The organism is Pedobacter sp. SAFR-022, from assembly GCF_051965375.1.
Classification (GTDB): domain Bacteria; phylum Bacteroidota; class Bacteroidia; order Sphingobacteriales; family Sphingobacteriaceae; genus Pedobacter.
This window is the reverse complement of sequence record NZ_JBQCME010000003.1, coordinates 391,717-414,867: the sequence shown is the minus strand read 5'-3', so window position 1 is coordinate 414,867 and position 23,151 is coordinate 391,717. Positions and strand designations below refer to the sequence as shown.

At 43.7% G+C, this 23,151-nt stretch carries 22 protein-coding genes and 1 tRNA gene; 14 read left to right on the top strand and 9 right to left on the bottom strand.

The genetic code is table 11. The annotated features are described in order from the left end of the window. Position 1: 1 nt before the first annotated feature. The 8 genes from hisIE to hisG form a co-directional block, all read right to left on the bottom strand. The gene (gene hisIE, locus ACTHQF_RS10270) at positions 2 to 592 is read right to left on the bottom strand and encodes a bifunctional phosphoribosyl-AMP cyclohydrolase/phosphoribosyl-ATP diphosphatase HisIE (protein WP_440430120.1); all 591 of its coding nucleotides are present in this window, start codon (positions 590 to 592) and stop codon (positions 2 to 4) included. After that, positions 589 to 1,344 carry an imidazole glycerol phosphate synthase subunit HisF gene (gene hisF / locus ACTHQF_RS10265; protein ID WP_440430119.1) on the bottom strand — a complete coding sequence of 252 codons (756 nt, stop codon included), beginning with the start codon at positions 1,342 to 1,344 and terminating at the stop codon, positions 589 to 591. The genes hisIE and hisF overlap by 4 nt, the downstream gene beginning before the upstream one ends. A gap of 2 nt (positions 1,345 to 1,346) precedes the next feature. Continuing rightward, complete coding sequence (hisA, locus tag ACTHQF_RS10260) at positions 1,347 to 2,096, bottom strand: 1-(5-phosphoribosyl)-5-[(5-phosphoribosylamino)methylideneamino]imidazole-4-carboxamide isomerase (RefSeq protein WP_440430118.1); 750 nt, start codon at positions 2,094 to 2,096, stop codon at positions 1,347 to 1,349. Between the two features lie 7 nt (positions 2,097 to 2,103). Further along, positions 2,104 to 2,691 (bottom strand): imidazole glycerol phosphate synthase subunit HisH, encoded by a 588-nt coding sequence (hisH, locus tag ACTHQF_RS10255; protein WP_440430117.1) that lies wholly within the window; start codon positions 2,689 to 2,691, stop codon positions 2,104 to 2,106. Next, positions 2,692 to 3,825, bottom strand: a complete 1,134-nt coding sequence (hisB, locus tag ACTHQF_RS10250; RefSeq protein ID WP_440430116.1) for a bifunctional histidinol-phosphatase/imidazoleglycerol-phosphate dehydratase HisB — start codon at positions 3,823 to 3,825, stop codon at positions 2,692 to 2,694. A 27-nt stretch (positions 3,826 to 3,852) separates the two neighbouring features. After that, positions 3,853 to 4,899: a histidinol-phosphate transaminase gene (gene hisC / locus ACTHQF_RS10245; RefSeq protein ID WP_440430115.1), complete on the bottom strand. Its 1,047-nt coding sequence runs from the start codon at positions 4,897 to 4,899 to the stop codon at positions 3,853 to 3,855. Then, complete coding sequence (gene hisD / locus ACTHQF_RS10240; RefSeq protein WP_440430114.1) at positions 4,889 to 6,187, bottom strand: histidinol dehydrogenase; 1,299 nt, start codon at positions 6,185 to 6,187, stop codon at positions 4,889 to 4,891. The genes hisC and hisD overlap by 11 nt, the downstream gene beginning before the upstream one ends. Before the next feature lie 67 nt (positions 6,188 to 6,254). Further along, positions 6,255 to 7,106, bottom strand: coding sequence for an ATP phosphoribosyltransferase (hisG, locus tag ACTHQF_RS10235; protein ID WP_440430113.1), 852 nt, complete (start codon positions 7,104 to 7,106; stop codon positions 6,255 to 6,257). A 371-nt stretch (positions 7,107 to 7,477) separates the two neighbouring features. Between hisG and ACTHQF_RS10230 the strand changes: the two genes are divergently transcribed. The 13 genes from ACTHQF_RS10230 (at position 7,478) to ACTHQF_RS10170 (ending at position 20,035) form a co-directional block, all read left to right on the top strand. Beyond that, on the top strand, positions 7,478 to 8,740 hold the full coding sequence (locus tag ACTHQF_RS10230) for a dihydroorotase (RefSeq protein WP_440430112.1): 1,263 nt from the start codon (positions 7,478 to 7,480) through the stop codon (positions 8,738 to 8,740). After that, positions 8,733 to 9,410 carry a hypothetical protein gene (locus tag ACTHQF_RS10225; protein ID WP_440430111.1) on the top strand — a complete coding sequence of 226 codons (678 nt, stop codon included), beginning with the start codon at positions 8,733 to 8,735 and terminating at the stop codon, positions 9,408 to 9,410. The genes ACTHQF_RS10230 and ACTHQF_RS10225 overlap by 8 nt, the downstream gene beginning before the upstream one ends. A gap of 25 nt (positions 9,411 to 9,435) precedes the next feature. Further along, the gene (locus ACTHQF_RS10220) at positions 9,436 to 10,008 is read left to right on the top strand and encodes a DUF4199 domain-containing protein (protein ID WP_440430110.1); all 573 of its coding nucleotides are present in this window, start codon (positions 9,436 to 9,438) and stop codon (positions 10,006 to 10,008) included. Between the two features lie 160 nt (positions 10,009 to 10,168). After that, positions 10,169 to 11,122, top strand: a complete 954-nt coding sequence (locus ACTHQF_RS10215) for a glycosyltransferase family 2 protein (RefSeq protein ID WP_440430109.1) — start codon at positions 10,169 to 10,171, stop codon at positions 11,120 to 11,122. Beyond that, on the top strand, positions 11,122 to 12,090 hold the full coding sequence (locus ACTHQF_RS10210) for a glycosyltransferase (RefSeq protein WP_440430108.1): 969 nt from the start codon (positions 11,122 to 11,124) through the stop codon (positions 12,088 to 12,090). The genes ACTHQF_RS10215 and ACTHQF_RS10210 overlap by 1 nt, the downstream gene beginning before the upstream one ends. Then, positions 12,087 to 12,914, top strand: a complete 828-nt coding sequence (locus tag ACTHQF_RS10205) for a hypothetical protein (RefSeq protein WP_440430107.1) — start codon at positions 12,087 to 12,089, stop codon at positions 12,912 to 12,914. Before ACTHQF_RS10210 ends, ACTHQF_RS10205 begins: the two co-directional genes overlap by 4 nt. 6 nt (positions 12,915 to 12,920) lie before the next feature. Then, on the top strand, positions 12,921 to 14,420 hold the full coding sequence (locus ACTHQF_RS10200) for a GH3 auxin-responsive promoter family protein (protein WP_440430106.1): 1,500 nt from the start codon (positions 12,921 to 12,923) through the stop codon (positions 14,418 to 14,420). Between the two features lie 10 nt (positions 14,421 to 14,430). Then, positions 14,431 to 15,582 (top strand): 1-deoxy-D-xylulose-5-phosphate reductoisomerase, encoded by a 1,152-nt coding sequence (locus tag ACTHQF_RS10195; RefSeq protein WP_440430105.1) that lies wholly within the window; start codon positions 14,431 to 14,433, stop codon positions 15,580 to 15,582. Positions 15,583 to 15,619: 37 nt separating this feature from the next. Then, entirely contained in the window at positions 15,620 to 16,951 is a 1,332-nt protein-coding gene (rseP, locus tag ACTHQF_RS10190) for an RIP metalloprotease RseP (protein ID WP_440430104.1), read from the top strand. Positions 16,952 to 16,959: 8 nt separating this feature from the next. Then, on the top strand, positions 16,960 to 17,484 hold the full coding sequence (gene hscB / locus ACTHQF_RS10185) for a Fe-S protein assembly co-chaperone HscB (RefSeq protein ID WP_440430103.1): 525 nt from the start codon (positions 16,960 to 16,962) through the stop codon (positions 17,482 to 17,484). A 2-nt stretch (positions 17,485 to 17,486) separates the two neighbouring features. Next, on the top strand, positions 17,487 to 17,780 hold the full coding sequence (locus ACTHQF_RS10180) for a DUF3817 domain-containing protein (protein WP_440430102.1): 294 nt from the start codon (positions 17,487 to 17,489) through the stop codon (positions 17,778 to 17,780). A gap of 53 nt (positions 17,781 to 17,833) precedes the next feature. Next, positions 17,834 to 17,913, top strand: a tRNA-Leu gene (locus ACTHQF_RS10175). Between the two features lie 370 nt (positions 17,914 to 18,283). Continuing rightward, positions 18,284 to 20,035, top strand: a complete 1,752-nt coding sequence (locus ACTHQF_RS10170) for an alpha-L-fucosidase (protein ID WP_440430101.1) — start codon at positions 18,284 to 18,286, stop codon at positions 20,033 to 20,035. Positions 20,036 to 20,069: 34 nt separating this feature from the next. Here the strand turns inward: ACTHQF_RS10170 and ACTHQF_RS10165 are convergent, their stop codons facing one another. Next, positions 20,070 to 22,160, bottom strand: a complete 2,091-nt coding sequence (locus ACTHQF_RS10165) for a hypothetical protein (RefSeq protein WP_440430100.1) — start codon at positions 22,158 to 22,160, stop codon at positions 20,070 to 20,072. A gap of 259 nt (positions 22,161 to 22,419) precedes the next feature. Between ACTHQF_RS10165 and ACTHQF_RS10160 the strand changes: the two genes are divergently transcribed. Beyond that, complete coding sequence (locus ACTHQF_RS10160) at positions 22,420 to 23,019, top strand: TetR/AcrR family transcriptional regulator (RefSeq protein ID WP_440430099.1); 600 nt, start codon at positions 22,420 to 22,422, stop codon at positions 23,017 to 23,019. Positions 23,020 to 23,151: the final 132 nt, after the last annotated feature.

Genomic DNA, 23,151 nt, shown 5'->3' with positions numbered 1-23,151 from the left:
GTTACTTTTTATGTCTGCTTTCCAGATTTAACGCAATATCTTCTAGTGTCTTGCCTTTTTCCTGTAATAACACGAGCAGGTGAAAGATTAAGTCAGCGCTTTCATTTACAAAATCAAAATCCGTTTCTGCTAATGCGGCGATTACGGTTTCAACACCTTCTTCACCAACTTTCTGGGCAATTTTGTTGATGCCTTTTTTCCGCAGGCTGTTTACGTAAGATTCTTCTGAGGGGTTTGCATAACGATCTGCAATGATGTTCTGCAACTGGAAGATGAAGTTCTGGTTGTAAGGCGTATTAAAACAGCTACGATTACCCGTATGACAGGTAGGTCCAATAGGGGTTACCTTAATCAATAAGGTATCGTTATCACAATCCAGGTAAGTCTCTTTTACATGCAGGAAGTTTCCGCTGCTTTCACCTTTTGTCCACAGTCTGTTTTTAGTGCGGGAGAGGAAGGTTACAACACCCTCGTTTTGTGTCTTGGTCCATGCTTCCTCGTTCATGTAACCCAGCATCAACACTTCTAAGGTCTGTACATCCTGTATAACTACAGGTACAAGGCCATTACTTTTTTCAAAATCTATATTCATAACCTTACCGGTATGCCGTTCTTTTTTAATTCTTGTTTCAGATCTGGTATAGCGATCTCTCCGAAATGGAAGACCGAAGCCGCCAGGGCAGCATCTACGCCAGTTTGTTTAAATACATCTACGAAATGTTCCTTGTTGCCGGCACCACCGGATGCGATAACCGGAATGTTAACACTGCTGCAAACAGTAGCCAGTAGTCCGCAGTCAAAGCCGTTTTTAGTACCATCATGGTCCATGGAGGTCAGCAGGATTTCTCCTGCACCCATTGATTCTGCTTGTTTGATCCAGGATTCCGTTTCCAGTTCTGTAACCTTGCGGCCGCCATTCAGGTGCACCAGATTTTTACCATCCACAATTTTCGTGTCTACCGCTACCACAACGAACTGTACGCCAAAGGCGCTTGCAAGTTGTTCAATTAACAGGGGATTGTTTACTGCTGCGGAGTTGATGCTGATCTTATCAGCGCCGGCACTCAGTAGCGCTTCGGCATCTGCGACTGAGGTGATGCCGCCACCAATGGTAAAAGGGATGTTTAGCTGGCTGGCCACAGCTTTTACCATTTCAATCATGGTCTTACGGCGTTCATGTGTGGCGGTAATGTCCAGGAATACCAGTTCATCAGCACCTTGCTGGCCATATTGCCAGGCAAGCTCCACCGGGTCGCCGGCATCGCTAAGATTTACAAAGTTTACGCCTTTTACTGTTCTGCCGTCTTTTACATCCAGGCAGGGGATAATTCTTTTACTCAGCATATTTACAATGAGGACAGCGCTTTAAGGTTCCATTGTTTAATCTCGTCAATGCTGATCCGGTTTTCGTAAATCGCTTTACCAACTACACAAGAGCGAATGTTGTATTTGGCAAGTTCCTCAATGTCGGCCATAGAACTGATTCCTCCCGAAGCGATCAGCTTAATGAATGGAGAGTGATCTAAAAGCTTTTTGTAAAGATCTACTGCCGCTCCGCCTAACTTACCATCTTTATTGATGTCGGTACATAGAAAGCGGAAGAAGCCAAGTGACAAACACTTATCAACGTAATCCAGCAGTTTAATTGGAGAGCTTTCCATCCAGCCCGAGTACTTGATCACCTCGTCCAGAACGTCGATGGCAACAACGATGCGGTTGGCATAGTCGTACTTTTTGCCTACTTCCTCACTTAGCTCGGAAAGGAAATTTGGATTGGTGATGGCCTGTGTACCCACGATCACTCGGTGTATGCCCGCATCCAGCAGTTTAGTTACTTGGTCAATGGTACGGATACCACCACCGTACTGAACCTTCATCTCTGTTTTGCGGATGATTTCAAAGAGGGTCTCCTGATTACTGAAGTCGCCTTTGGCGCCATTGAGATCGATAATATGTATATATTCGGTACCGTTGGAATGGTACATTTCAATCATGTCAGCGATGGAAACGTCGTATACTGTTTTCTGGTTGTAATCACCTTCTCTGAGACGGACAACCTTGCCATCTAAAATATCAATTGCTGGAATTATATACATTTTATCTTTAAATTTTTGAAAAGTTCTTTAATACAAGTTCTCCGGCTGCGCCGGATTTTTCGGGGTGAAACTGCACGCCATAAAAATTATCCCTTTGAATGCTGGCGGAGAAAGGTGCTCCGTACTCTGCTGTAGCAATATCAAATGTAGGATTGTATTCAATAAAGTAGGAATGTACGAAATAAAATTGTGCCTGATCCTCAACACCTTCGAACAATTTATTGTTTTTTGGAGATACATTATTCCAGCCCATATGTGGTATTTTAATGTTTCCGGCTTTGTCAAAAAGCCTGGTTCTGACCGGCACGATGTTCATGAGTTTTGCGTCGCCCTCTTCAGAGTGTTCCGTTAGCAGTTGCATACCTACGCAAATGCCCAAAACAGGCTTCGTTTGTGCTTTTATAACCTCTACGAGGCCGGTTTCTTCGAGTTTTTTCATGGCTGCGCCTGCATGGCCAACTCCAGGAATGATGATGTGGCTATACTGCTCGAAGTCTGCCGCTTCATTGATCATACCATATTGGATGTCTAGTCGCTTAAGTGCTGAGGTGAGTGAAAAAATATTCCCTGCACCATAATTTACAATCCCAATCATTTACAAAACGCCTTTTGTGCTTGGTAGTACTAATTTTTCTGGATCCCTTTTGATGGCCATTTTTATCGCTTTTGCGAAAGCCTTGAAGATTGCCTCAATCTTGTGGTGTTCATTCTGACCTTCCGCTTTGATGTTCAGGTTGCATTTTGCTGCATCACTGAAGGACTTGAAGAAGTGGTAAAACATCTCTGTTGGTACATCTCCAACCTTCTCGCGTTTGAAATCTGCATCCCAGACAATCCAGCTTCTGCCACCAAAATCAATCGCAGCTTGTGCCAGGCAGTCGTCCATAGGCAAACAAAAGCCGTACCGCTCTAGACCGAGCTTATTGCCGATGGCCTTTGCAAATGCCTCGCCTAAGGCAATGCCAGTGTCTTCAATGGTATGGTGTTCGTCGATGTGCAGGTCGCCATCAGTTTTAATGTTAAGGTCGATGCTGCCGTGGCGGGCGATCTGATCCAGCATATGGTCGAAGAAGTTCAGTCCGGTATGGATGGATGCTTTTCCGATGCCGTCAAGGTCAATATCGATGCTGATCTTCGTCTCATTGGTATTGCGTTCATGATGCACGGTACGGGTGCCTGCGCGTAACATGGTGTAAATGTCCGCCCAGTCCTGCGTTTCCAGTGCAATAACTTCCTGCAGACTTTCTGCTTTTTCAAGCAGCTCATTCTGGCCGAGAAGATCGTTATTGCGCAACCAAATGGCTTTCGAACCCAGGTTTTTCGCAAGGATCACATCATTAAGGCGGTCGCCGATCACAAAAGATTCCTTCAAATTGAAGCCCTCGGCGAAGAAATGCTGGAGCAATCCGGTATTTGGCTTTCTGGTAATCGCATTTTCATGTGCAAAGGTCCGGTCAATGATGACTTCCTCGAATCGTACGCCTTCAGCTTCGAAGGTATCTAAAATGAACTGGTGCACGGGCCAGAAGTTGGCCTCCGGGTGCGAATCTGTACCCAGACCATCCTGATTGGTCACCATCACCAGTGAATAATCCAATTCATTGGCGATTTTAGATAGATAGTACAGTGCTTTTGGATAGAACTTCAGCTTCTGAAAGGAATCGATCTGTTCATCTGCTGGCTCCAGGATCAGCGTACCATCGCGATCTATAAATAATACTTTTTTCATTTGTTGGTTAATTCGGTTTATCGTGGTTTAAGCTTGATAGTTTTTTAAGGCAGTAACTAAGGTTTGGTTTTCTGCAGGTGTGCCGATAGAAATTCTCAGGCATCCTTCGCATAAAGTAACCTTGGAGCGGTCCCGGATGATGATGCCTTGGTTCACCAGGTAGTTGTATATTCCGGTTGCGTCGGTCACCTCGGCTAGCACAAAGTTGGCGTCAGAAGGATAAACTTTATTTACAATTTCAAGTCCGGTTAATGCAGTACTTAAATGGTCACGTTCTTCAACGGTAACCTTGATCCATTCGTTTACCTGATTTATGTTTTTCAATGCAGCTAATGCAAGGTCCTGTGTTGCCTGATTAATGTTGTAAGGAGGTTTAACTTTATTCAAAATGTCGATGGTTGGGCGGGCAGCAAATGCCATCCCTAAACGTAGTGCAGCAAGGCCCCATGCTTTGGAAAAAGTCTGCATTACAACCAGGTTTGGATACTCGGTTAATTCCTTAATAAAACTCCTTTGTTTTGCATAATTAATGTACGCTTCATCGATCACAACTAAGCCCTGGAAATTCGCTAAAACAGTTTCAATATCCGTTCTGATAATTGAATTTCCGGTAGGATTATTCGGCGAACAAATAAAGATCATTTTGGTGTTCGAATCGATCGCTTCAGCAATACCATCAAGATCTAATTGGAAGTTCGGAAGCAGGTTTACTTTGCGTACTTCAACATTGTTTATATTGGCCGAAACCTCGTACATTCCGTAAGTTGGTGGAAGGATAATAACGTTGTCTTTTCCGGGTTCGCAAAAGGCGCGGTAAAGCAGGTCAATTGCCTCATCACTTCCGTTACCTAAGAAGGTGTTTTCAATGGGTACACCCTTGATCTTACTGATAGCATCTTTAAGGTCGAGCTGCAGTGGATCCGGGTACCGGTTGTAATCTGCAGGCAGTGGTGATCCGAAGCTATTCTCATTGGCATCAAGATAAATGCTGGCCTGGCCTTTATACTCATCGCGGGCAGTAGAGTAGGGGCGCAGGTTTTTTATGTTTTCCCGCTGTAAACTGTTAATATCCATTTTCTGAATTTAAACGAATGGTGATGGCATTTTTGTGTGCCTGCAGGCCTTCTGCTTCTGCAAGCGTCTCAATAGTATTGCCAATGTTATTTAAACCTGTTTTATCAATTAGTTGGAATGTGATCTTCTTAATAAAAGAATCAATTGAAACCCCCGAATAGGCTTTTGCATAACCACTTGTGGGTAGGGTATGGTTGGTGCCTGAGGCATAGTCTCCAGCACTTTCCGGCGTTAAGTTGCCAAGGAATACGGAGCCTGCATTTATGATGAGGGGAACTATCGTTTCGTATGCCGAGGTAGCCAGAATCAGGTGCTCAGGAGCATAGACATTACTGAAGTCCATACCTGCGTTTAGGTCGTCCACCAGCACAGCATAAGAGTTTTGGATTGCCTTTTCCGCAATGGTTCTACGTGGGAGCACAGCAATCTGCTTTTCCAGTTCAGCGATTGTATTTGCTATAATTTTGCTTGATGTAGCAACCAGTACTGACTGACTATCAACGCCATGTTCTGCCTGAGCAAGGAGGTCGGAAGCAACGTATGACGGATTGGCAGTCTCGTCTGCGAGCACCAAAACTTCGGAAGGTCCGGCCGGCATGTCGATGGCCGTCAGCGTTGTGCCCTGGATTAATTGCTTCGCCTGGGTCACATATCTGTTTCCCGGACCAAAGATTTTATCAACTTTCAGGATGCTTTCCGTTCCGTAAGCCATAGCAGCAACGGCCTGAGCACCTCCTGCAAGATATATCCTGTCGATACCCAGCAGCATGGCACAATAGGCCAGGTAGCTGTTCGTTTTTCCGTCTTGTTGAGGCGGAGAACATACAATGATTTCCTTACAACCCGCAAGCTTTGCTGGAATTCCCAACATGAGGAAGGTGCTTGGTAGAACGGCTGTACCGCCAGGTATATAAAGGCCTACGCGTTCAATCGGGCGATTTTCACGCCAGCATGTTACACCGGGCATCGTTTCTATTGCGGCTTCTTTATGGATTTGTGCTGCGTGAAAGCGTTTGATGTTGCTGTATGCTGTATCAATAGCTGTTTTAACGTTTTCCGGGATAGCTGATGCAATTTCCGCAAGTTCAGTTTTGTCCAGGTACAGCTTAGTAAGATCAACCTTGTCAAACTGCAGGGAAAAGGCTTTCAATGCTGCATCTCCATCCTGTTTTACCTGTTTTACAATTGCTGAAACCCGTGCTTTGATGCTGCCGTCATCCTCCAGTTGTCGTAAGCAGAGGTTCTGAATATCTTGTTTAGACAGGTCTTTTAATGTGTAGACTTTCAATGTTTTATATTTAGTAATTAACTAAAGGTTAATGTTAAAATTGAGATGTTTAGGCGTTTATACCTATTTAGACGATGATCTTTTCCATTGGCATTACAACAATACCTTCGGCACCTGCAGCTTTAAGCGCATTAATCTTTTCCCAGAAATCCTGTTCAGCAATCACGGAGTGTAAGGCCACCCAACCTTCGTCGAACAATGGAACTACTGTCGGACTCTTCACGCCCGGAAGTAGTGCAACAACTTTTTCCAGGTTTGTTTTGGCAACATTTAATACAACGTATTTGGTTTCTTTTGCTCTCAGAACGGAACGCACACGCTGTAATAATTCGAGCACTTCGGGCTCGAATTCTGCACCTTCCCTCCCGATTAAAACCGCCTCAGATTTCATCACTTCAGCAAATGGTTTCAAGCCATTACTTTTTAAAGTTCCACCGGTGGAAACGATGTCACAAATGGCATCACTTAGTCCTAAACCGGGACCAATTTCTACCGATCCTGAGATGGTTCTGACCTGAGCATTTACATTGTTTTCGAGAAGATATTTTTCTAGAATAACCGGGTAGGAAGTGGCGATGGCCTTGCCTTCTAATTCTGAGATTTCAGTGATGTCACTATTGTTCGGAACGGCAATTTTAAGGGTACATTTTCCAAAAGATAACTTTTGTAAATACGATACCTGTGCACCAGATTCTGTGATCACATTTTCACCAACAATACCGAGATCGGCAATACCATCCTGTACATATTCGGGGATATCATCATCTCTTAAAAAGAGGATTTCTAAAGGGAAATTACTAACGGTTGAGATAAGGGAACTCTTGTAGTTTTCGAATGATAAACCACAATTTTTAAGGATCTCTACGGATTTTTCGTTTAACCTACCCGATTTCTGGATAGCTATTTTGAGTGTTTTCAATTTGCTTATATTGAATGAATGGAATAAAAATAAAATTTTCGGAAACTAGTCTTGAAGTACAAAACATTACATATCTATCGCCATAACTGGCGATGGTGCAAATGTAAGTGGTGGTTCAAGTGTTTTCTCATTTATTTCGTCCGTTCAATCTGCAAATGCATGTTGGGATGCGGCAAATATATAGGCTTGGAAATAAAATAAAGAATATCAGCTTCAAAAATTGTATTGTTAATGTAAGTTTAACATGGAAACACCAGGATTGACGGTATGTTTAAGAAATGATACATTGAAAAAGCGGCCGCAGCAGCCCTTAGCTTATAAAAAGCCGAACAGATTCCATTTAAATCCTTATTTTTGTTTAAAAAAACAATATGAAACTTGTAATCACAGGCGTAACTATTGCCGACCCCAATAGTCAGTTTAATCAAAGCACTTGTGATGTACGTGTAGAAGAAGGTAAGCTTGTAGCGATAGGCGAAAGCTTGAGCCCTGAAGCCGGTGACGAGGTTTTTGATGGAACTGGATGTTACATTAGTCCGGGATTTTTTGATCTGAATTGCGCAGTTGGTGATCCTGGTTTAGAAACCAGGGAAGATATTCAAACTGCAATGGCTGCTGCCGCAGCTGGAGGTTTTACTGGCATTGCCGTTTTGCCGCACGCTGAACCTGTTGTGCATTCCAAAGCAGAAGTAGAGTACATTTTGAACCGTTCGAAAGATCGTTTGGTTGATGTCCATCCGATTGGAGCAATTAGCAGGAACCTGGAAGGAAAGGAACTTGCGGAGCTTTACGATATGCAACAAGCAGGCGCAGTTGCTTTTTCTGATGGCAATAAACCTGTAGCTGATGATGGCTTTATGAGCCGTGCGCTTCAATATGCAAAGGGTGTTGATGCGCTCCTGATGGTTTATCCGGAGAATAAAGCAATAGCAGGTAAGGCTCAGGTGAACGAAAGTCGCACCAGCGTTTTGCTTGGTATGAAAGGAATTCCTGCCCTGGCAGAACAAATGCAGATCTCACGTGATTTGTTCCTTTCGGCATACCACAATGCACCAATACATATTAGTACAATATCGACGGCCGGATCTGTTGCTTTAATAAAACGCGCAAAACGTGACGGCGCGAAGGTGACCTGCGACGTTGCGGCACATCACCTGGTGTTTACTGAAGACAAGTTAAACGATTTTGACAGCAATTATAAGGTTAAACCACCGTTAAGAGGTAAGAGTGATGTCAAAGCACTTTTAGCGGGGTTGAAAGACGGCACGATTGATGCCGTAACCAGTCAACATCGTCCACATGAAATAGAACATAAGGACGTGGAGTTTGAAATTGCAGCCTACGGCATGCTTGGGCTACAAACGGCTTTGCCATTTTTAGTGAAAGCAGGTTTGGATGCACAGCAGATTGCCGAGAAGCTGGCAATTGCACCAAGAAAGGTGTTGAATCTTGAAGTTCCTAACATAGAAGTCGGTGAAAAGGCCAATTTCAGTGTTTACAGTTTGAAAGAGACCTGGTTATATAACCAGGATAGTAATAAAAGCAAGTCTAAGAATTCAGCCCTATTAAATCAACAGCTTAGCGGAAAAGTGAAGCTGGTATACAACAACAATAAACTTGAAACTTATGGATAGTAATGTAAAAAGCGCACTTGTCGCCGCACTGGATAAATTTGCGGAACAATCGGGTGAAGATTCGGTTAAACTGGAGGAAAACCTTGTTGAGGTGTTCAGTAAGGATCTTGGTTTTCTTGAGAAAGTTGAAGAGTTTGATGCCGCATTCGATGAATATCCTGCATTCGAGGAACTTCGCGAGGTTTTCTTTGACTTATTAATGATCAACTTCTTTGCAAGTGACATTAAGAAATTGGAAGAAGATTACCTGGAAACCGATGAGTGGGCGAACATTGAAGAAGAAACCATTGATCGTGGTACGGAGTTGCTGAATTTGCTGCTGTACATCAACGAGTGTCATGACGAGAAAATTAAGCCTGAACTCAATGACTTCCTGAAAGAGTTTTTGTTGGTTGAAGAGGACGAGTTCCAGGATGAGTTTCATATTTATGAAGATCTGATCAGCAATCAGCAGCTGGTTGAGAGCAGCATCGAGGATATCTGCAGTCATGCAGGCATGATCGATCTTGGTGAAGAGATGGAGGAGCTGTTTGTTCCTTTCATGAGTTTCTTCCATCAGCCACGGGCAACACCGGAGGCCTTAAAAGAGTTGGAAGAAAATAGTGCAAACCCTGCTTTTGATGTTGCGGTTTACAGCTTAATTGCTAATTTTAACGAAAATAGAATTTAGTAATTAAATAAAAACGCTGTTAAACATGGAAACTACAACGATCAACACCAGTGCGGTAAGAAGTGCTGCCTTGAAGAACGGAATCATTTGGGGCGCGATTAGTATCGTGTTGTTTTTGGTCATTTATTACATTGCACCAGAGCTTATGGGTTCATGGATCGGCTCTACCATCACCTTTTTAGTTGGTATAGGTCTGGCGGTTTTCTTCTGCCTGGATTTACGTAAACATGCTGGAGGATACTGGAATTTTTCACAGGCACTGTTAAACATCTTTATCATGTTCCTCGTTTCCACGGCACTTTCGTACTTTTTCACGATCATCTTCAGTAAGTACATTGAACCGGAGTATGCGATAAAAATGAAAGAGACGATGATGTCCAGTGTAGAGTCTACCTATAAGAGTGTTGGTCTGGATGCTGCGAAACTGGATGAAGAGATGAGTAAAATGTCTACTGAACTAGATAAGACCTTGAATCCGAACTTTTCGCAGATCATTGTTGGCTTCGGTATTTCCGCGACCTTATATTTTATCGGTGCACTGATCTTTGCTGCAATCTTTAAAAAAGAGCGTCCAATATTCTTCAAAACTGAGGAATAGAAATCATAATTTTTTAAGCCAATACTGTTTGGGTCGATGAAATCGGTCGGACGGTATTGGCTTTTTTATGGAACATTTTCGTGTCAATGTTTTAAGCATTCAGAAGAATGTCATTTAATTTGACAAAATTTGCGACCAGATTAAGCGTACTAGAGCACACATGGACATATCTGTTGTTATTCCCTTATATAATGAAGAAGAATCTTTATCAGAACTAACGGTCTGGATTGCCCGGGTGATGGCTGAAAATGGTTTTTCGTATGAGATCCTGTTCGTGGATGATGGGAGTACAGATGCCTCATGGAGCATCATCGAATCGCTCAGAATTACGCAGCCTGAAGTTAAGGGTATTAAGTTTCGACGTAACTATGGAAAGTCTGCAGCACTAAACGTAGCTTTCGAGGCTGCGGAGGGTGATGTTATCATCACTATGGATGCCGATTTGCAAGACAGCCCGGATGAAATTCCTGAGCTTTTTCGCCGTATTAAGGAAGAAAAGTTTGACCTTATTTCTGGTTGGAAGAAGAAACGGTATGACCCGATCACTAAAACGATACCTACAAAGTTGTTTAATGCCGCAACCCGGAAAATGTCTGGCATTGCGCTGAATGATTTTAACTGCGGTCTTAAAGCTTATCGTAAAGATGTGATCAAAACAATTGAAGTTTACGGGGAAATGCACCGTTATATTCCGGTAATTGCCAAATGGGCGGGTTTCACGAGGATTGGGGAGCAGGTTGTGGAACACCGCGCACGTAAATACGGGGTAACCAAATTTGGGATGAGCCGTTTTATCAATGGCTTCCTGGATCTGTTATCAATCTTCTTTGTTGGTAAATTTGGAAAGCGACCGATGCACTTCTTTGGTTCGCTTGGGGTTCTGTCTTTTTTCCTGGGGATCTTTATGGCCTTATGGATGATTGGCGTTAAACTTTACCATATCGCTGTGCACCTGCCGTATAAACGGGAGGTTACCGATCAGCCATTATTTTACATTGCCTTAGTGGCCATCATTGTCGGCTCACAAATGTTCCTGACGGGTTTCGTTGCGGAGCTGGTGACAAGAAATGCACCTGAGCGAAATCAATACTTAATAGAAAAAGAGCTGCGCTAATGTTTTTTTCTATCATTATACCTTTATATAATCGTCCACAGGAGATTGATGAGCTGCTGTTTACTTTAACCCGGCAGTCTTACACGCAGTTTGAAGTGCTGGTGATTGAGGACGGATCTGTAAACGACGCTAAAGCGGTTGTTGAAAAGTATAGCAACAAGCTTGATCTTAAATACTACGTAAAAGCAAACGAAGGACAAGGCTTTACCCGGAACTATGGTTTTGAGCGTGCAAAAGGCGATTACTTTGTAATTTTCGATTCAGACTGTCTGATTCCCGAAGACTATCTGGAGATCGTAAAAGATTATTTACTGGCCCAGGGCCTGGATGCTTACGGTGGTCCTGACGCTGCTCATGATAGTTTTACACCGGTACAAAAGGCTATTAGCTATGCAATGACCTCGCCTTTCACCACAGGGGGCATCCGGGGAAATGCTAAACACATCGGGCAGTTCCATCCCAGAAGCTTTAACATGGGGGTTTCCAGAGTAGTTTGGGAAAAAGTTGGGGGATTTATTCTGACCAGGCTTGGGGAGGACATCGAATATAGCATCCGTATCCATGAGCATGGTTTCAAGATCGGGCTGATTCCTGCGGCAAAGGTCTATCATAAACGTCGAACAAGTTTTGCGCAGTTTTATAAACAGCTGCATTTCTTTGGCAGGGCCAGGATCAACATCTATAAACATTTCCCTTCAGAGCTTAAGCTGGTGCATTTTTTTCCGGCGGTGTTTACGGTGGGTACATTGCTGACAATAGTTCTCCATTTTATATATCCGCCATTAGCTTATCTTTGTGATGCGGGTATATTTTTATTTTTCTTTTTGATATTTTGTCATTCCTGGCAGGTGAATAGGTCTGTACATGTGGCTTTTTTAAGCATCATTGCAGCGTTCATTCAGCTGGGTGCTTATGGGATGGGCTTTATACAGGATTTTGTTAAAAGAGTAGTTTTAAAATCGGCATGATTAATTTTTTAAAAGAAAGCACCTTTACGGTTAATGAGGTAATCGGGAAAGCCTGGCGTGTTACTTACGACAACTACTTCTCGCTCGCGACATTGTGCTTTTTAATCTTCATTACTTTTACGACCTCGAGTTTAATGGCCTTCTTTTTAAAGGACGTAAACATTGGCTTGCGGATCCTGATGGTGTTCCTTTTCATCGTGCTATACTGTACGATAAATCTATCCTTGTTTAAGTACATTCTCCATTTGTTGGATAATGAGAACGAACAGATCACTATTGTAAGCACTTTACCTACCCGCGTACAGATCATTCGTTTCTTGATAGCTACATTTTACTTCGCACTTTGTATCGTATTCGTGGGTGTCTTGCTTTATCCGGTGTTATTTATTCTTGATCCCATCTTGCGTTACGCCGTAAAAATGGGTTTGGTCAGCGACCTCGCTGCAGCTGGCAGGGTAGTGACCAATGTCTCCGTTGCTATTGCCATTGTGGCAATCTTCATCACCTTCATCAGGATTTCATTTTTTCAATTCTTCATTATCGATAGGCAGGCTAAGCCTTTCCAAGCGATAAAATACAGTTTGGCCACCACTCGCGGTAATTTTACCAAGATCTTGTTACTGTTACTGGTGCTTGGCTTTTTTCACCTGCTCTCTTTGGTTTTTAACTATCTTCACTGGTCGGTGATATCATTGCTGGTCATCAGCCTGAGCTCTTTCATCATTGTTCCGCTTTCCAGCGTGGCATTAACGATTGTTTATCGTAAAATGATGGCTGAATACGATGGGAACGAAGAACCAGACATCATTCACAATATTGTTTAGCAAATTATGGGATTAAAAGCGGCATTAAGTAAACCCTTTGCTGCCTTCATCGTACGAGGCATAAACAAATGGAAAAATAACGCAGCAGCGGCTCAACAAAAGGTTTTTCAGCAGCTCATCAGCGAAGCGTCTGATACTGCTTTTGGCAAGGATCACAATTTCTCAGCCATAAAGACCTATGCCAATTTCAAGCAACAGGTGCCTGTGCGGGACTATGAAGCACTAAGACCCTATATTGACCGTGTGGTTGCAGGGGAGCCAAACATCATGTGGAAGGGCAAGCCGAAATACTTCGCTAAAACATCCGGGACAACCTCTGGTGCTAAATATATTCCAATTTCCAGGGAGTCCATGCCGGAGCATCTCAAAGCTGCACGCAATGCTCTGTTGACCTATATACATGAAACCGGGAAAGCTGACTTTGTCAACGGGAAGATGATCTTTCTGCAAGGTAGCCCGGTGATGAGCATAAAAAATGGGATCAAAGTTGGCCGTCTTTCAGGGATTGTAGCTAACCTGGTGCCTGCTTATCTGCAGCGAAACCGGATGCCATCGTACAAAACGAACTGCATTGAGGACTGGGAAACTAAAGTTGACGCCATTGTAGACGAAACGATTCAGGAGGATATGACCTTGATCTCGGGTATTCCACCCTGGGTGCAGATGTACTTCGACCGTTTGACGGAAAAGAGTGGTGGTAAGAAGATCAAGGATATATTCAAAAACCTGCAGCTCTTCGTATATGGGGGGGTAAATTATGAACCCTACCGTGCTAAGATTGAGGGTAGTATTGGGAGGAAAATCGACTCGATCGAAACCTATCCGGCTTCGGAGGGCTTTATTGCTTATCAAGATAGTCAGCAGGATAAAAGTCTGTTATTATTGGCTGATGCAGGGATGTTCTATGAATTTATTCCTGCTGAGGAATATCATAATGAGCGTCCGACACGTTTAAGCTTGGAAGAGGTGGAGCTGGACAGGAACTACGCGTTGATCCTGAATACGAATGCGGGACTTTGGGGATATAGCATTGGTGATACGGTGAAGTTTGTATCTAAGCATCCGTATAAGATCCTGGTGACTGGAAGGATCAAGCATTTTATTTCAGCTTTCGGGGAACATGTGATCGGAGAAGAAGTAGAACAGGCACTATGGAGTGTAGCTGAACAGGAAGGAGTTAGCATCACCGAATTTACCGTAGCGCCACAGATTACGCCACCGGAAGGAGGCTTGCCATATCACGAGTGGTTTGTGGAATTTGGTACTGCACCAAAGGATTTAACTGCTTTTAGCAGGAAAGTGGATGAGGCACTTCAAAAGAAAAACATATATTACCATGATCTGATCACGGGGAAGGTATTGCAACCGCTCTTGATCCGGTCATTAAATAAAAATGCATTTGTAGACTACATGCGTGCTGCAGGTAAACTTGGCGGCCAGAATAAGGTGCCTCGGTTGTCTAACGATAGACAGATTGCGGATCGTTTGAGTAGCTTTACAATTTAACAGAATATCATTGAAGAATATATCGATACTGGGCTCTACTGGGTCTGTGGGGACACAAACGTTGGAAGTTATTGAGGCTAATCCTTCGTTATATAAAGTTGTTGCGCTGACAGCGCAGAAGAATGCAAAGCTGTTGATTGCGCAGGCCATGAAACACCGGCCGGAATTGGTTGTGATCTGCGATGAATCAAAATTTCAGCAGGTGCGGACGGCACTTGAAGGTACTGCCATAAAGGTGCTTGCTGGTGAGGCGGCATTAGAGGAAGCAGCCAGCCTGGATAGCGCAGACTTCGTAGTAACTGCAATTATGGGGGCTGTAGGATTAAAGCCGACTATAGCAGCAATCAAAGCAAAAAAAGATATTGGTCTTGCCAATAAGGAGACCTTAGTTGTGGCTGGGCAGCTGATCACGCAGTTGGCGAAGGATCATGGTGTCAATATTGTTCCAGTCGATTCTGAGCATTCCGCCATCTATCAGTGCCTGGTGGGTGAAGCCGGAGACGCGGTGGAAAAGATTTACTTAACCGCTTCAGGTGGCCCGTTCCGGGGTAAAGATCTTTCATTTCTGGCATCTGTGACCAAAGAGGCTGCTCTAAAACACCCGAACTGGGTGATGGGCGCTAAAATCACGATTGATTCTGCGTCAATGATGAATAAGGGATTGGAAGTGATTGAAGCCAAGTGGTTATTCGACCTGAAGGAAGATCAGATTGACGTGATCATACATCCTCAATCGATTATCCACTCGCTGGTGCAGTTTACTGACGGTTCGATGAAGGCGCAAATGGGGCTGCCGGATATGAAACTGCCGATTCACTATGCGATGGCTTATCCGGCACGGGTACAAACGAACTTTCCTCGCTTTAACTTTATGGATTATCCGGAGCTTACGTTTCAGCAGCCGGATAGGACGGCATTTCGTAATCTCGAACTCGCTTATCAGGCGATGAACCAGGGTGGTAATATGCCCTGCATCATCAATGCAGCCAATGAAGTGGTGGTGAATGCATTCCTGGAAGACCGGATCGGGTTTTTGGAAATGAGCGATGTTATTGCACGTTGTATGAGTGATGTTCAATTCATTGCAGCGCCTACCCTGAACAATTATTTAGAAACGGACCAGCATACCCGTATATTTGCCGGTCAACTGGTAACAAAATAGATTTTATCTCATCATAAATAAAAACATTAAGTAATATATGAATGGACTGATTATGACCGCCCAGCTTTTACTGGGACTATCGATATTAGTAATTTTACACGAACTGGGTCACTTCCTGGCGGCAAGGGCCTTCGGCATCAAGGTCGAGAAGTTCTACCTATTCTTTGATGCCTGGAACGTTAAGCTTTTCAGCTTTAAAAAAGGCGATTGTGAATACGGAATCGGTTGGCTGCCACTTGGGGGCTATGTTAAGATCGCAGGTATGATCGACGAGTCGATGGACACCGAGCAGATGGCACAACCTGCACAACCTTGGGAGTTCCGCTCTAAACCGGCCTGGCAGCGATTGATCGTGATGCTCGGTGGTGTGGTCGTAAACGTGATTGTCGGTATTTTCATCTTCTGGATGCTGACGTTCAAATACGGAGAGACTTATATTTCGAACAATTCCGCCCATAGCGGCATCAATCCCGGTGTAGTAGGACAAAGCATCGGACTACAGAAGGGGGATAAGGTTCTTGCCATTAACGGTAAAAAGGTAATCCGCTTCGAAGAAATTACTTCTTCAAAAGTATTACTGAGCAACACCACGTTAACGATACTACGTGGGAACAAAACCTTGTACGTAAAGGTTCCTGAAAACATACTGAACGACATATCGGACGAGGGCATTGAGGCCTTTGTAGACCGCGTACCGCTGATTAGTTCTACTGTGGACTCCATTATGACCGGTAAACCTGCGGCTAAAGCAGGGGTGCAGAAGGGTGACGTGATAACTGCCATCAATGATGTTCCTGTTAAATTTAGTACCGAAGTTGTTGAACAGATAAAGAAGTCTAAAGGGAAGCCCATGGTTTTCGATGTAAAACGCGGTGCGGAGACATTGGCGTTGAATGTGCCGGCTGATACATCCGGTATGGTGGGCATTGGGTTCCGTGTAAGTGAAATTAAACAAGAGACCATCAAATATGGCTTGTTGGAAGCATTGCCTATCGGTGCTACACAAGCCTGGAAAACTTTCAGCGACAATGCAAAAGGTATTGGTAAGGTATTTACAGGTCAAATAAAGGCGAATAAGGCATTCTCCGGCCCTGTGGATATCGCACGCAAAGTTTACGGTGGTGAGTGGGTTTGGGCTCGATTCTGGGCTTCTACGGCATTTATTTCGGTTGCCTTAGCATTCATGAACTTATTGCCGATCCCGGCATTGGATGGCGGACACGTGGTATTCCTTTTAGTGGAGATGGTAAAAGGAAAGCCGCTGGGGGACAAATTCATGGAACGTGCACAGATGGTCGGCTTTGTGATCTTGCTATCACTCATGGTCTTTGTGCTCGGCAACGATATCTTTAAGAATTTCATTAAGTAGCACCGTTTATGGATTACTTTGAATTATACGGCCTTCCGCTTAGCTTCAACCCCGATTTGAAGCTCGTGAAGCAGAAGTTTTATGAACTGAGTAAAAAGTACCACCCGGATTTCTTTATCAATGAAGGTGAAGAAAAACAGCAGGAGGTACTGGAGCTGTCGACATTAAACAACAAAGCTTTTCAGGTGCTTAATGATCCACAGAAGCGAGTTCATTATATACTATCGTTGAAAGGCTTGCTGGAAGAAGGGGAGAACTATAAACTTCCGCAAAGCTTCCTGATGGAGATGATGGAGGTAAATGAAGCTTTGATGGACTTGCAGTTTGATCCAGATCCGGAGCGCTTGTCGCAGGTGAAGCAGGAAATAGATAACATTGAAGCTTCACTGAACCAGGAATCCGCATCGCTTGCAGCTTCTTACGACCAGCAAGATCCTGCTGCGCAGGAAGCAACATTGCTGGCGATCAAAGATCTTTATTACAGAAGTAAATACTTATACCGGATCAGGGAAAGCCTGGCCAAAATCAAATAGATATGATGCATACTTCCGCCATTTTCAGAAAAGTAGCCGTTGCAGAAGGGATTTCTTACATCCTTTTATTGTTTATCGCGATGCCATTGAAGTATTGGGCAGACATGCCGCTAGCGGTGAAATATACAGGTTGGGCGCATGGACTGCTGTTTGTCTTATACATCGTTTTCTGGCTAATGACCTGGCAGGAAAGCAGATGGAAGGCAAGTAAAGCAGCGATGTTCCTGCTTTCGTCATTTTTACCTTTCGCACCATTCTGGGTGGACAAAAAATTAAAAGAAGATAATGAAAATTAATCTTGGAAGTTTGGGAGACAATGAATAGATTTGCATCCCGCTAACAAGCAAATGCCCAGCTGGCGGAATTGGTAGACGCGCTGGTCTCAAACACCTGTGGGAAACCGTGCCGGTTCGACTCCGGCGCTGGGTACACCCCCTCTGATACCTTTAGAGGGAACAACCTAAAAACGGCCTCAACACCTTGTTAAGGCCGTTTTTTTTAGCCTAAAAATGGTTCAGAATACCTTCTGGTAGTAATAAGCTTATTAAAGTAGTAGAAGTTAAGGAGGTTTTCGGAACTAAAAGGAGAACCACCCCGTGATATGAGCACTAAGATGTTTAACAATTGATGATACATATCCTAAAAACAGTTTTAAATTTGCCAACACTGTACCTTAAATTTAGATATGTATCAAGGCTCGTTAAACAAAGCGTTACTCTTTCTATTAATCTTATTTCCATTTATTAAACTTTCTGCTCAGCAAGAGGCTAAAGAAATATCAGCTGAAAAGCGTAAGAAAATGGAATGGTTTAAAGACGCAAAACTTGGCATCTTCATTCATTGGGGCATCTATTCCGTGAACGGAGTTTCTGAATCCTGGTCTTTCTTCAACAACTATTTGAGTCATGACAGCTATATGAAGCAGCTTGATGGTTTAACCGCCACGCACTACAAGCCGCAGGAATGGGTAAACCTGATCAAGGAGAGTGGAGCAAAGTACTCCGTAATTACCAGTAAACATCATGATGGTGTGGCTTTATGGGATACAAAAGCGATCAATCCGATTACAACCTTGAACAATAGTGCTGCGAAAAAAGATCTACTAAGCCCCTTTGTCGCTGAACTAAAAAAGTCAGGCTTAAAAACAGGGATTTACTTTTCCCTGCCAGACTGGAGCCATCCTGATTATGATGTATTCACAAGAGCACGTAAAAGATATCAGGTGATTGAATCTCCAGCTCGTTGGAACAAGTACCTTACTTACTTTCATACCCAGCTTAATGAAATATCAAAGATCTATAAACCTGACCTCCTGTGGTTCGATGGAGACTGGGAGCATACGGCTGAAGAATGGCAGAGTGAAAAAGTGCTGAATAATCTAAGAAAATACAATCCTAATATTATTATCAATTCTAGATTAAACGACCATGGCGATTACGAAACACCAGAACAAGGTATTCCTGTTCTAAAGCCTAAGAATGACTACTGGGAACTCTGCTATACCATGAATGATTCCTGGGGATATCAGCCTTTCGACGATAAATACAAGTCGCCTAATATGATTATCAGGACATTGGTAGATTGTATCAGCATGGGTGGTAACCTATTGCTTGATATTGGTCCAAAGGCCGACGGCACCATTCCTGAAGAGCAGGTGCATATTCTTAAACAATTAGGGCGATGGACAAACAAGCATAGCGAAGCTATTTACGGTACAAGAGCTGGTATTCCCAGCAAGCACTTTAGTGGGAAAACTGCATTATCTAAGGATAAAAAGACACTTTATCTTTATGTCGACTGGATTCCTAAAAATGATGAGAGTTTGTTGTTGAGGGATGTAAAATCGCAGCCTCTTAGTGTCAAAATTGTCGGCAGTGAAGCAGGAGCATCCTTTGACAGAGATGGAAATGATCTCTTATTAAACATCCCTCCCTCGGCTGCAGATACTGAAGTAACGGTTATTGCTTTAAGATTTGATCAACCCTTAGAATTGCACGACTCAAGAACCACAAACATTAATCTTGCACACTTGAAAGATGAAAAGATAGCTAATCCGCTTCAACTGAAAAGACTCACCAATGCGCTACATGAAGGTAACAATCCATTTCTAGATACTAAACTCGAAGTCGACGGACTTGGATTGGAAAAAGAAAAGAATAATTTATCTCCAGACGTGTACGGATGGATTACAAAGCATGCTGAGGCGTTATACAAAACAGGCAAGGGCTTACCTGAAGGTCACTATCAGGGCAACAGCACACTAGCAGCAGACAAGCAGACCTTGTATCTTTTTGTCGAAGGGACACCCACCGGACCTATTGCATTAAAAGGCATCAAAAACAAGATTAGCAGAATCAGAGTTGTTGGCGAGGGTACGATGATCGAACCGCAAATCTATAATAAGCTTTACTGGAGTGCGGTGCCCGGCATCATTTACATTCCAATACCAGAATCCCGACTGGACAAGCATATTACGGTGATTGCAATATTGCTTGACCAACCTTTAGACTTGCATCGTGAGCAGGTGGGAGCGATAGAAAGTAACCTATAAAGCTTTTCATCCGCTCCAGTCGCTGGCATAACATTTATTGCTCCACGTAAAACGTCTGGCTAAATGCTCCGTTAGCTGCACAATCCCAGGCTTCCACACGCAACCATTTGCGGCCCTTCAGTTCAGGTCTAAGAGCAAAGGTTTTTGTTCCGTAGGCCTCGGTATCTGTCAGGTCTACCTTTTCCCTGTAAACTTTCTCTCCGTCGCCGGAAATGATCTCGACAAAGTTCATTGGGAAGGTCCAGCTGAGTTTTAGCCGTATATCAGCTGTAGCATCTGCATTCAGCTTCAGCGTCTCACCGGAAAGCTTGCCGTTTACCTGCAGTTCATGCATCAAAACCTCTCCGGTACTGCTGAAGAATTTACCCCGCTTCATCGCGTCGACAACGGGCTTCCAGCCTTCGCTGAACTTAGGAAGCTTGTCCATCATCATGTAGTTCACATTCATGTGGGCGTACATCTCGTTTTCCTGTGTGATGGTAAAAAGGTCAGCCTCGGCGATAACGGTCTTCTTTTCTCCCCAGTTGTTCATATCATCTAAAAGGTCGAGCACACGGTTGCCGAGTCGCGGTTGAGAAAGATCAGCCGGCATAGCTTTCCAGGCAGCGCCCATAAAGCGATCAGACTTGAAAAACTCTTCGTGGTTGTAAATATCAGGTGTGTTCACCGAGCCCTTTGTGCGTGCGTGTGCCGTCCAGGCAAGTCCATGTTCATCCTTAAGCAAACGGAGCATATCGTGTTTATCCCCAATATGGTACACCTTCCCAAAACCTGGTTGCTCCTGAACGTACGGTACACCTTTCGACCGGGCCATTACCCAATATACCGGCTTGGGAAATATTTGAAGCCAGTGTCCCCCGAAAAATTCATTTGGCTCCTCACCAGGCATCAGCAGAAAATGGTCATCGGATAAACGTTCGCATTGCTCGAACAACGTTTTCAGTTCTTTCAGACGGAGCGAATCCGGCCCCTTGGGATGTGCGGTATAGTGAAACTCCCCCAAATGAACCATATCCACACCAAGGCGTTTAAATACATCTACAAACTCCGGCTTCTCTGGAACAGCTTTGCCGGCGAGCACAACATTCATGATAAATTCATTATGAAAGTGGCTGGACATGGTTTTAAATCCCGGGAGGCTAGCGTAACGATCCGCATTGGTAAACTTTTTCACTGCTTCAAGCACATCCCCGCTGCCTGAATTCCCGAGCAGGCAGAAAAAGTTAAGCCGCTGTTTCGTTCCCGGAGGTGCGTTGAACCAAGGAACAAAACGTCTGTCACCTTCCAGTTCCTGCCTGATGCCCATGCCATAACCGTCGACCAGCCCACGATAATTGGCGCCATGCCAGATAAATTTCAAATTGAACGCCTCATCAAGTGGATAGAAATACTGATGTGGCGGAGGAAAGATGGCCAAAGCACCGCCCTTGCGCTGTGCAGCAATCGTACGATACTTCAGGGCCAGATTCCGGGCAGAATCCCCATAGTTGACTGCTGCAGTAGCGAACTGATCACTGGTATTCACCCAGGTTAGTTTTTCCCATTTCTTAGACCGGCTTACCAGTCCTGCATCATAGACGATTGCCGTGGCGTCAGCCTCCGTAGACATTACCGCAGCTATATTAAACAGCGGACTGCCATTGTAGAACGTAAGCTCCAGCTTACCAGAAAAGCGGTCCGCTTTAAGGCTCCCCAAAGAGACAACCGTCCGGCTGCCGATCGTTTTTACTGAAATCGAATCTTTCTTTAATACCACCGGGTAGGTAGCATGCGGGCGGGCGGGCACCTTGTCAAAAAAAATATTCCAGCTGTTCTGTGACAAGAGATCCCGTTTTCCAATGCTCAACAGAAATGATGGATCTAGATCTTCAGCGACAGTGTGAAACTTAGATTTGGAACTTAGACCAATGTACTTAAACAAGGGACTGCTAGCAGACATATCCAACTGTATTTTGCCCCTGGTGTCTTTTCCTGCCGGCCAGGTGAGTTCAATCAATTGCCCATTCTGTGTGATTGTTGCACCGCCATCGGAATTGAATAAGCTGGTGTCTAGTTTCTGCTGCGCTTTTACCTGACCCAGGGAAAAGATGGTCAGTGCTAATAAGATCAAGGTTCTAAAATTCATATCTGGCTTGTATGATACTAACTTAATAAAAACATATGACTTAATGCTTTATCACGCAGCAGATTAGATAACGCGATGCTTAAGCGTATCAAAAACCTGAACTACCATTTGATCTCAAATCCTGTTTGAATCCTTCGGATTGTCTGTGCATTGGTATTTTGTATAAGCACCAAAATAGTCTTGACAAATGGATGATTGTTATTTGCAAAAACGGTTCTACATTTGTCTAACACTGTTAAATGATATAACAGATTGAAATATGGGAAGTAAAGAGCGGATTGCAAGATTAAAGGAAGAAACCAGAAATAACATCCTGGATGCAGCCTTAGAGATTGTAAAAGAAGATGGATGGCAGGCTTTAAGTATGCGAAAAATCGCTGACAAGATAGAATATACTGCACCCATCATCTACGAGTATTTTGAAAATAAGGAAGGAATCCTTTTTGAACTTACCCGCAAGGGATACGTGATCCTGGGACAAGAGGTCAAGAAATCTATGGAGAAGGATGCAGACCCTGTAAAGCAACTCGAAACCATGTGGATTGCTTACTGGAACTTTGCATTTGAACATAAAGAATTATATCAGCTCATGTATGGCGTGGAAATGAATTGCTGTTATCGAAAGAATGAGTTTCCCGAGGCAGAACTATCGCTCAACCTGTTCTTTGAGAAGATCAAAGAAGTGATGACGGCAGAGGAACCTGACAAAGATCTGGTATTTAGGAAGTTCTACACCTTTTGGTCTGTGATACACGGTTTGATATCCATAAACCTGGTTAACCGGGGCAGGGGACAAGAAATGAATCAACAGATACTACAAGACGCCATCAAAGGAATTATCAAATATATAAACGAATAAAAATTTAGGGTTCAATCATTGAACCCTCTTTTTAAAAACTTCACTTAACGGTGTTAGATTACCTATAACCGTTATCTCACCAACAATTTAACTTTAAAATCATGGAAAATCACCTTAACTGCACCCCACCAT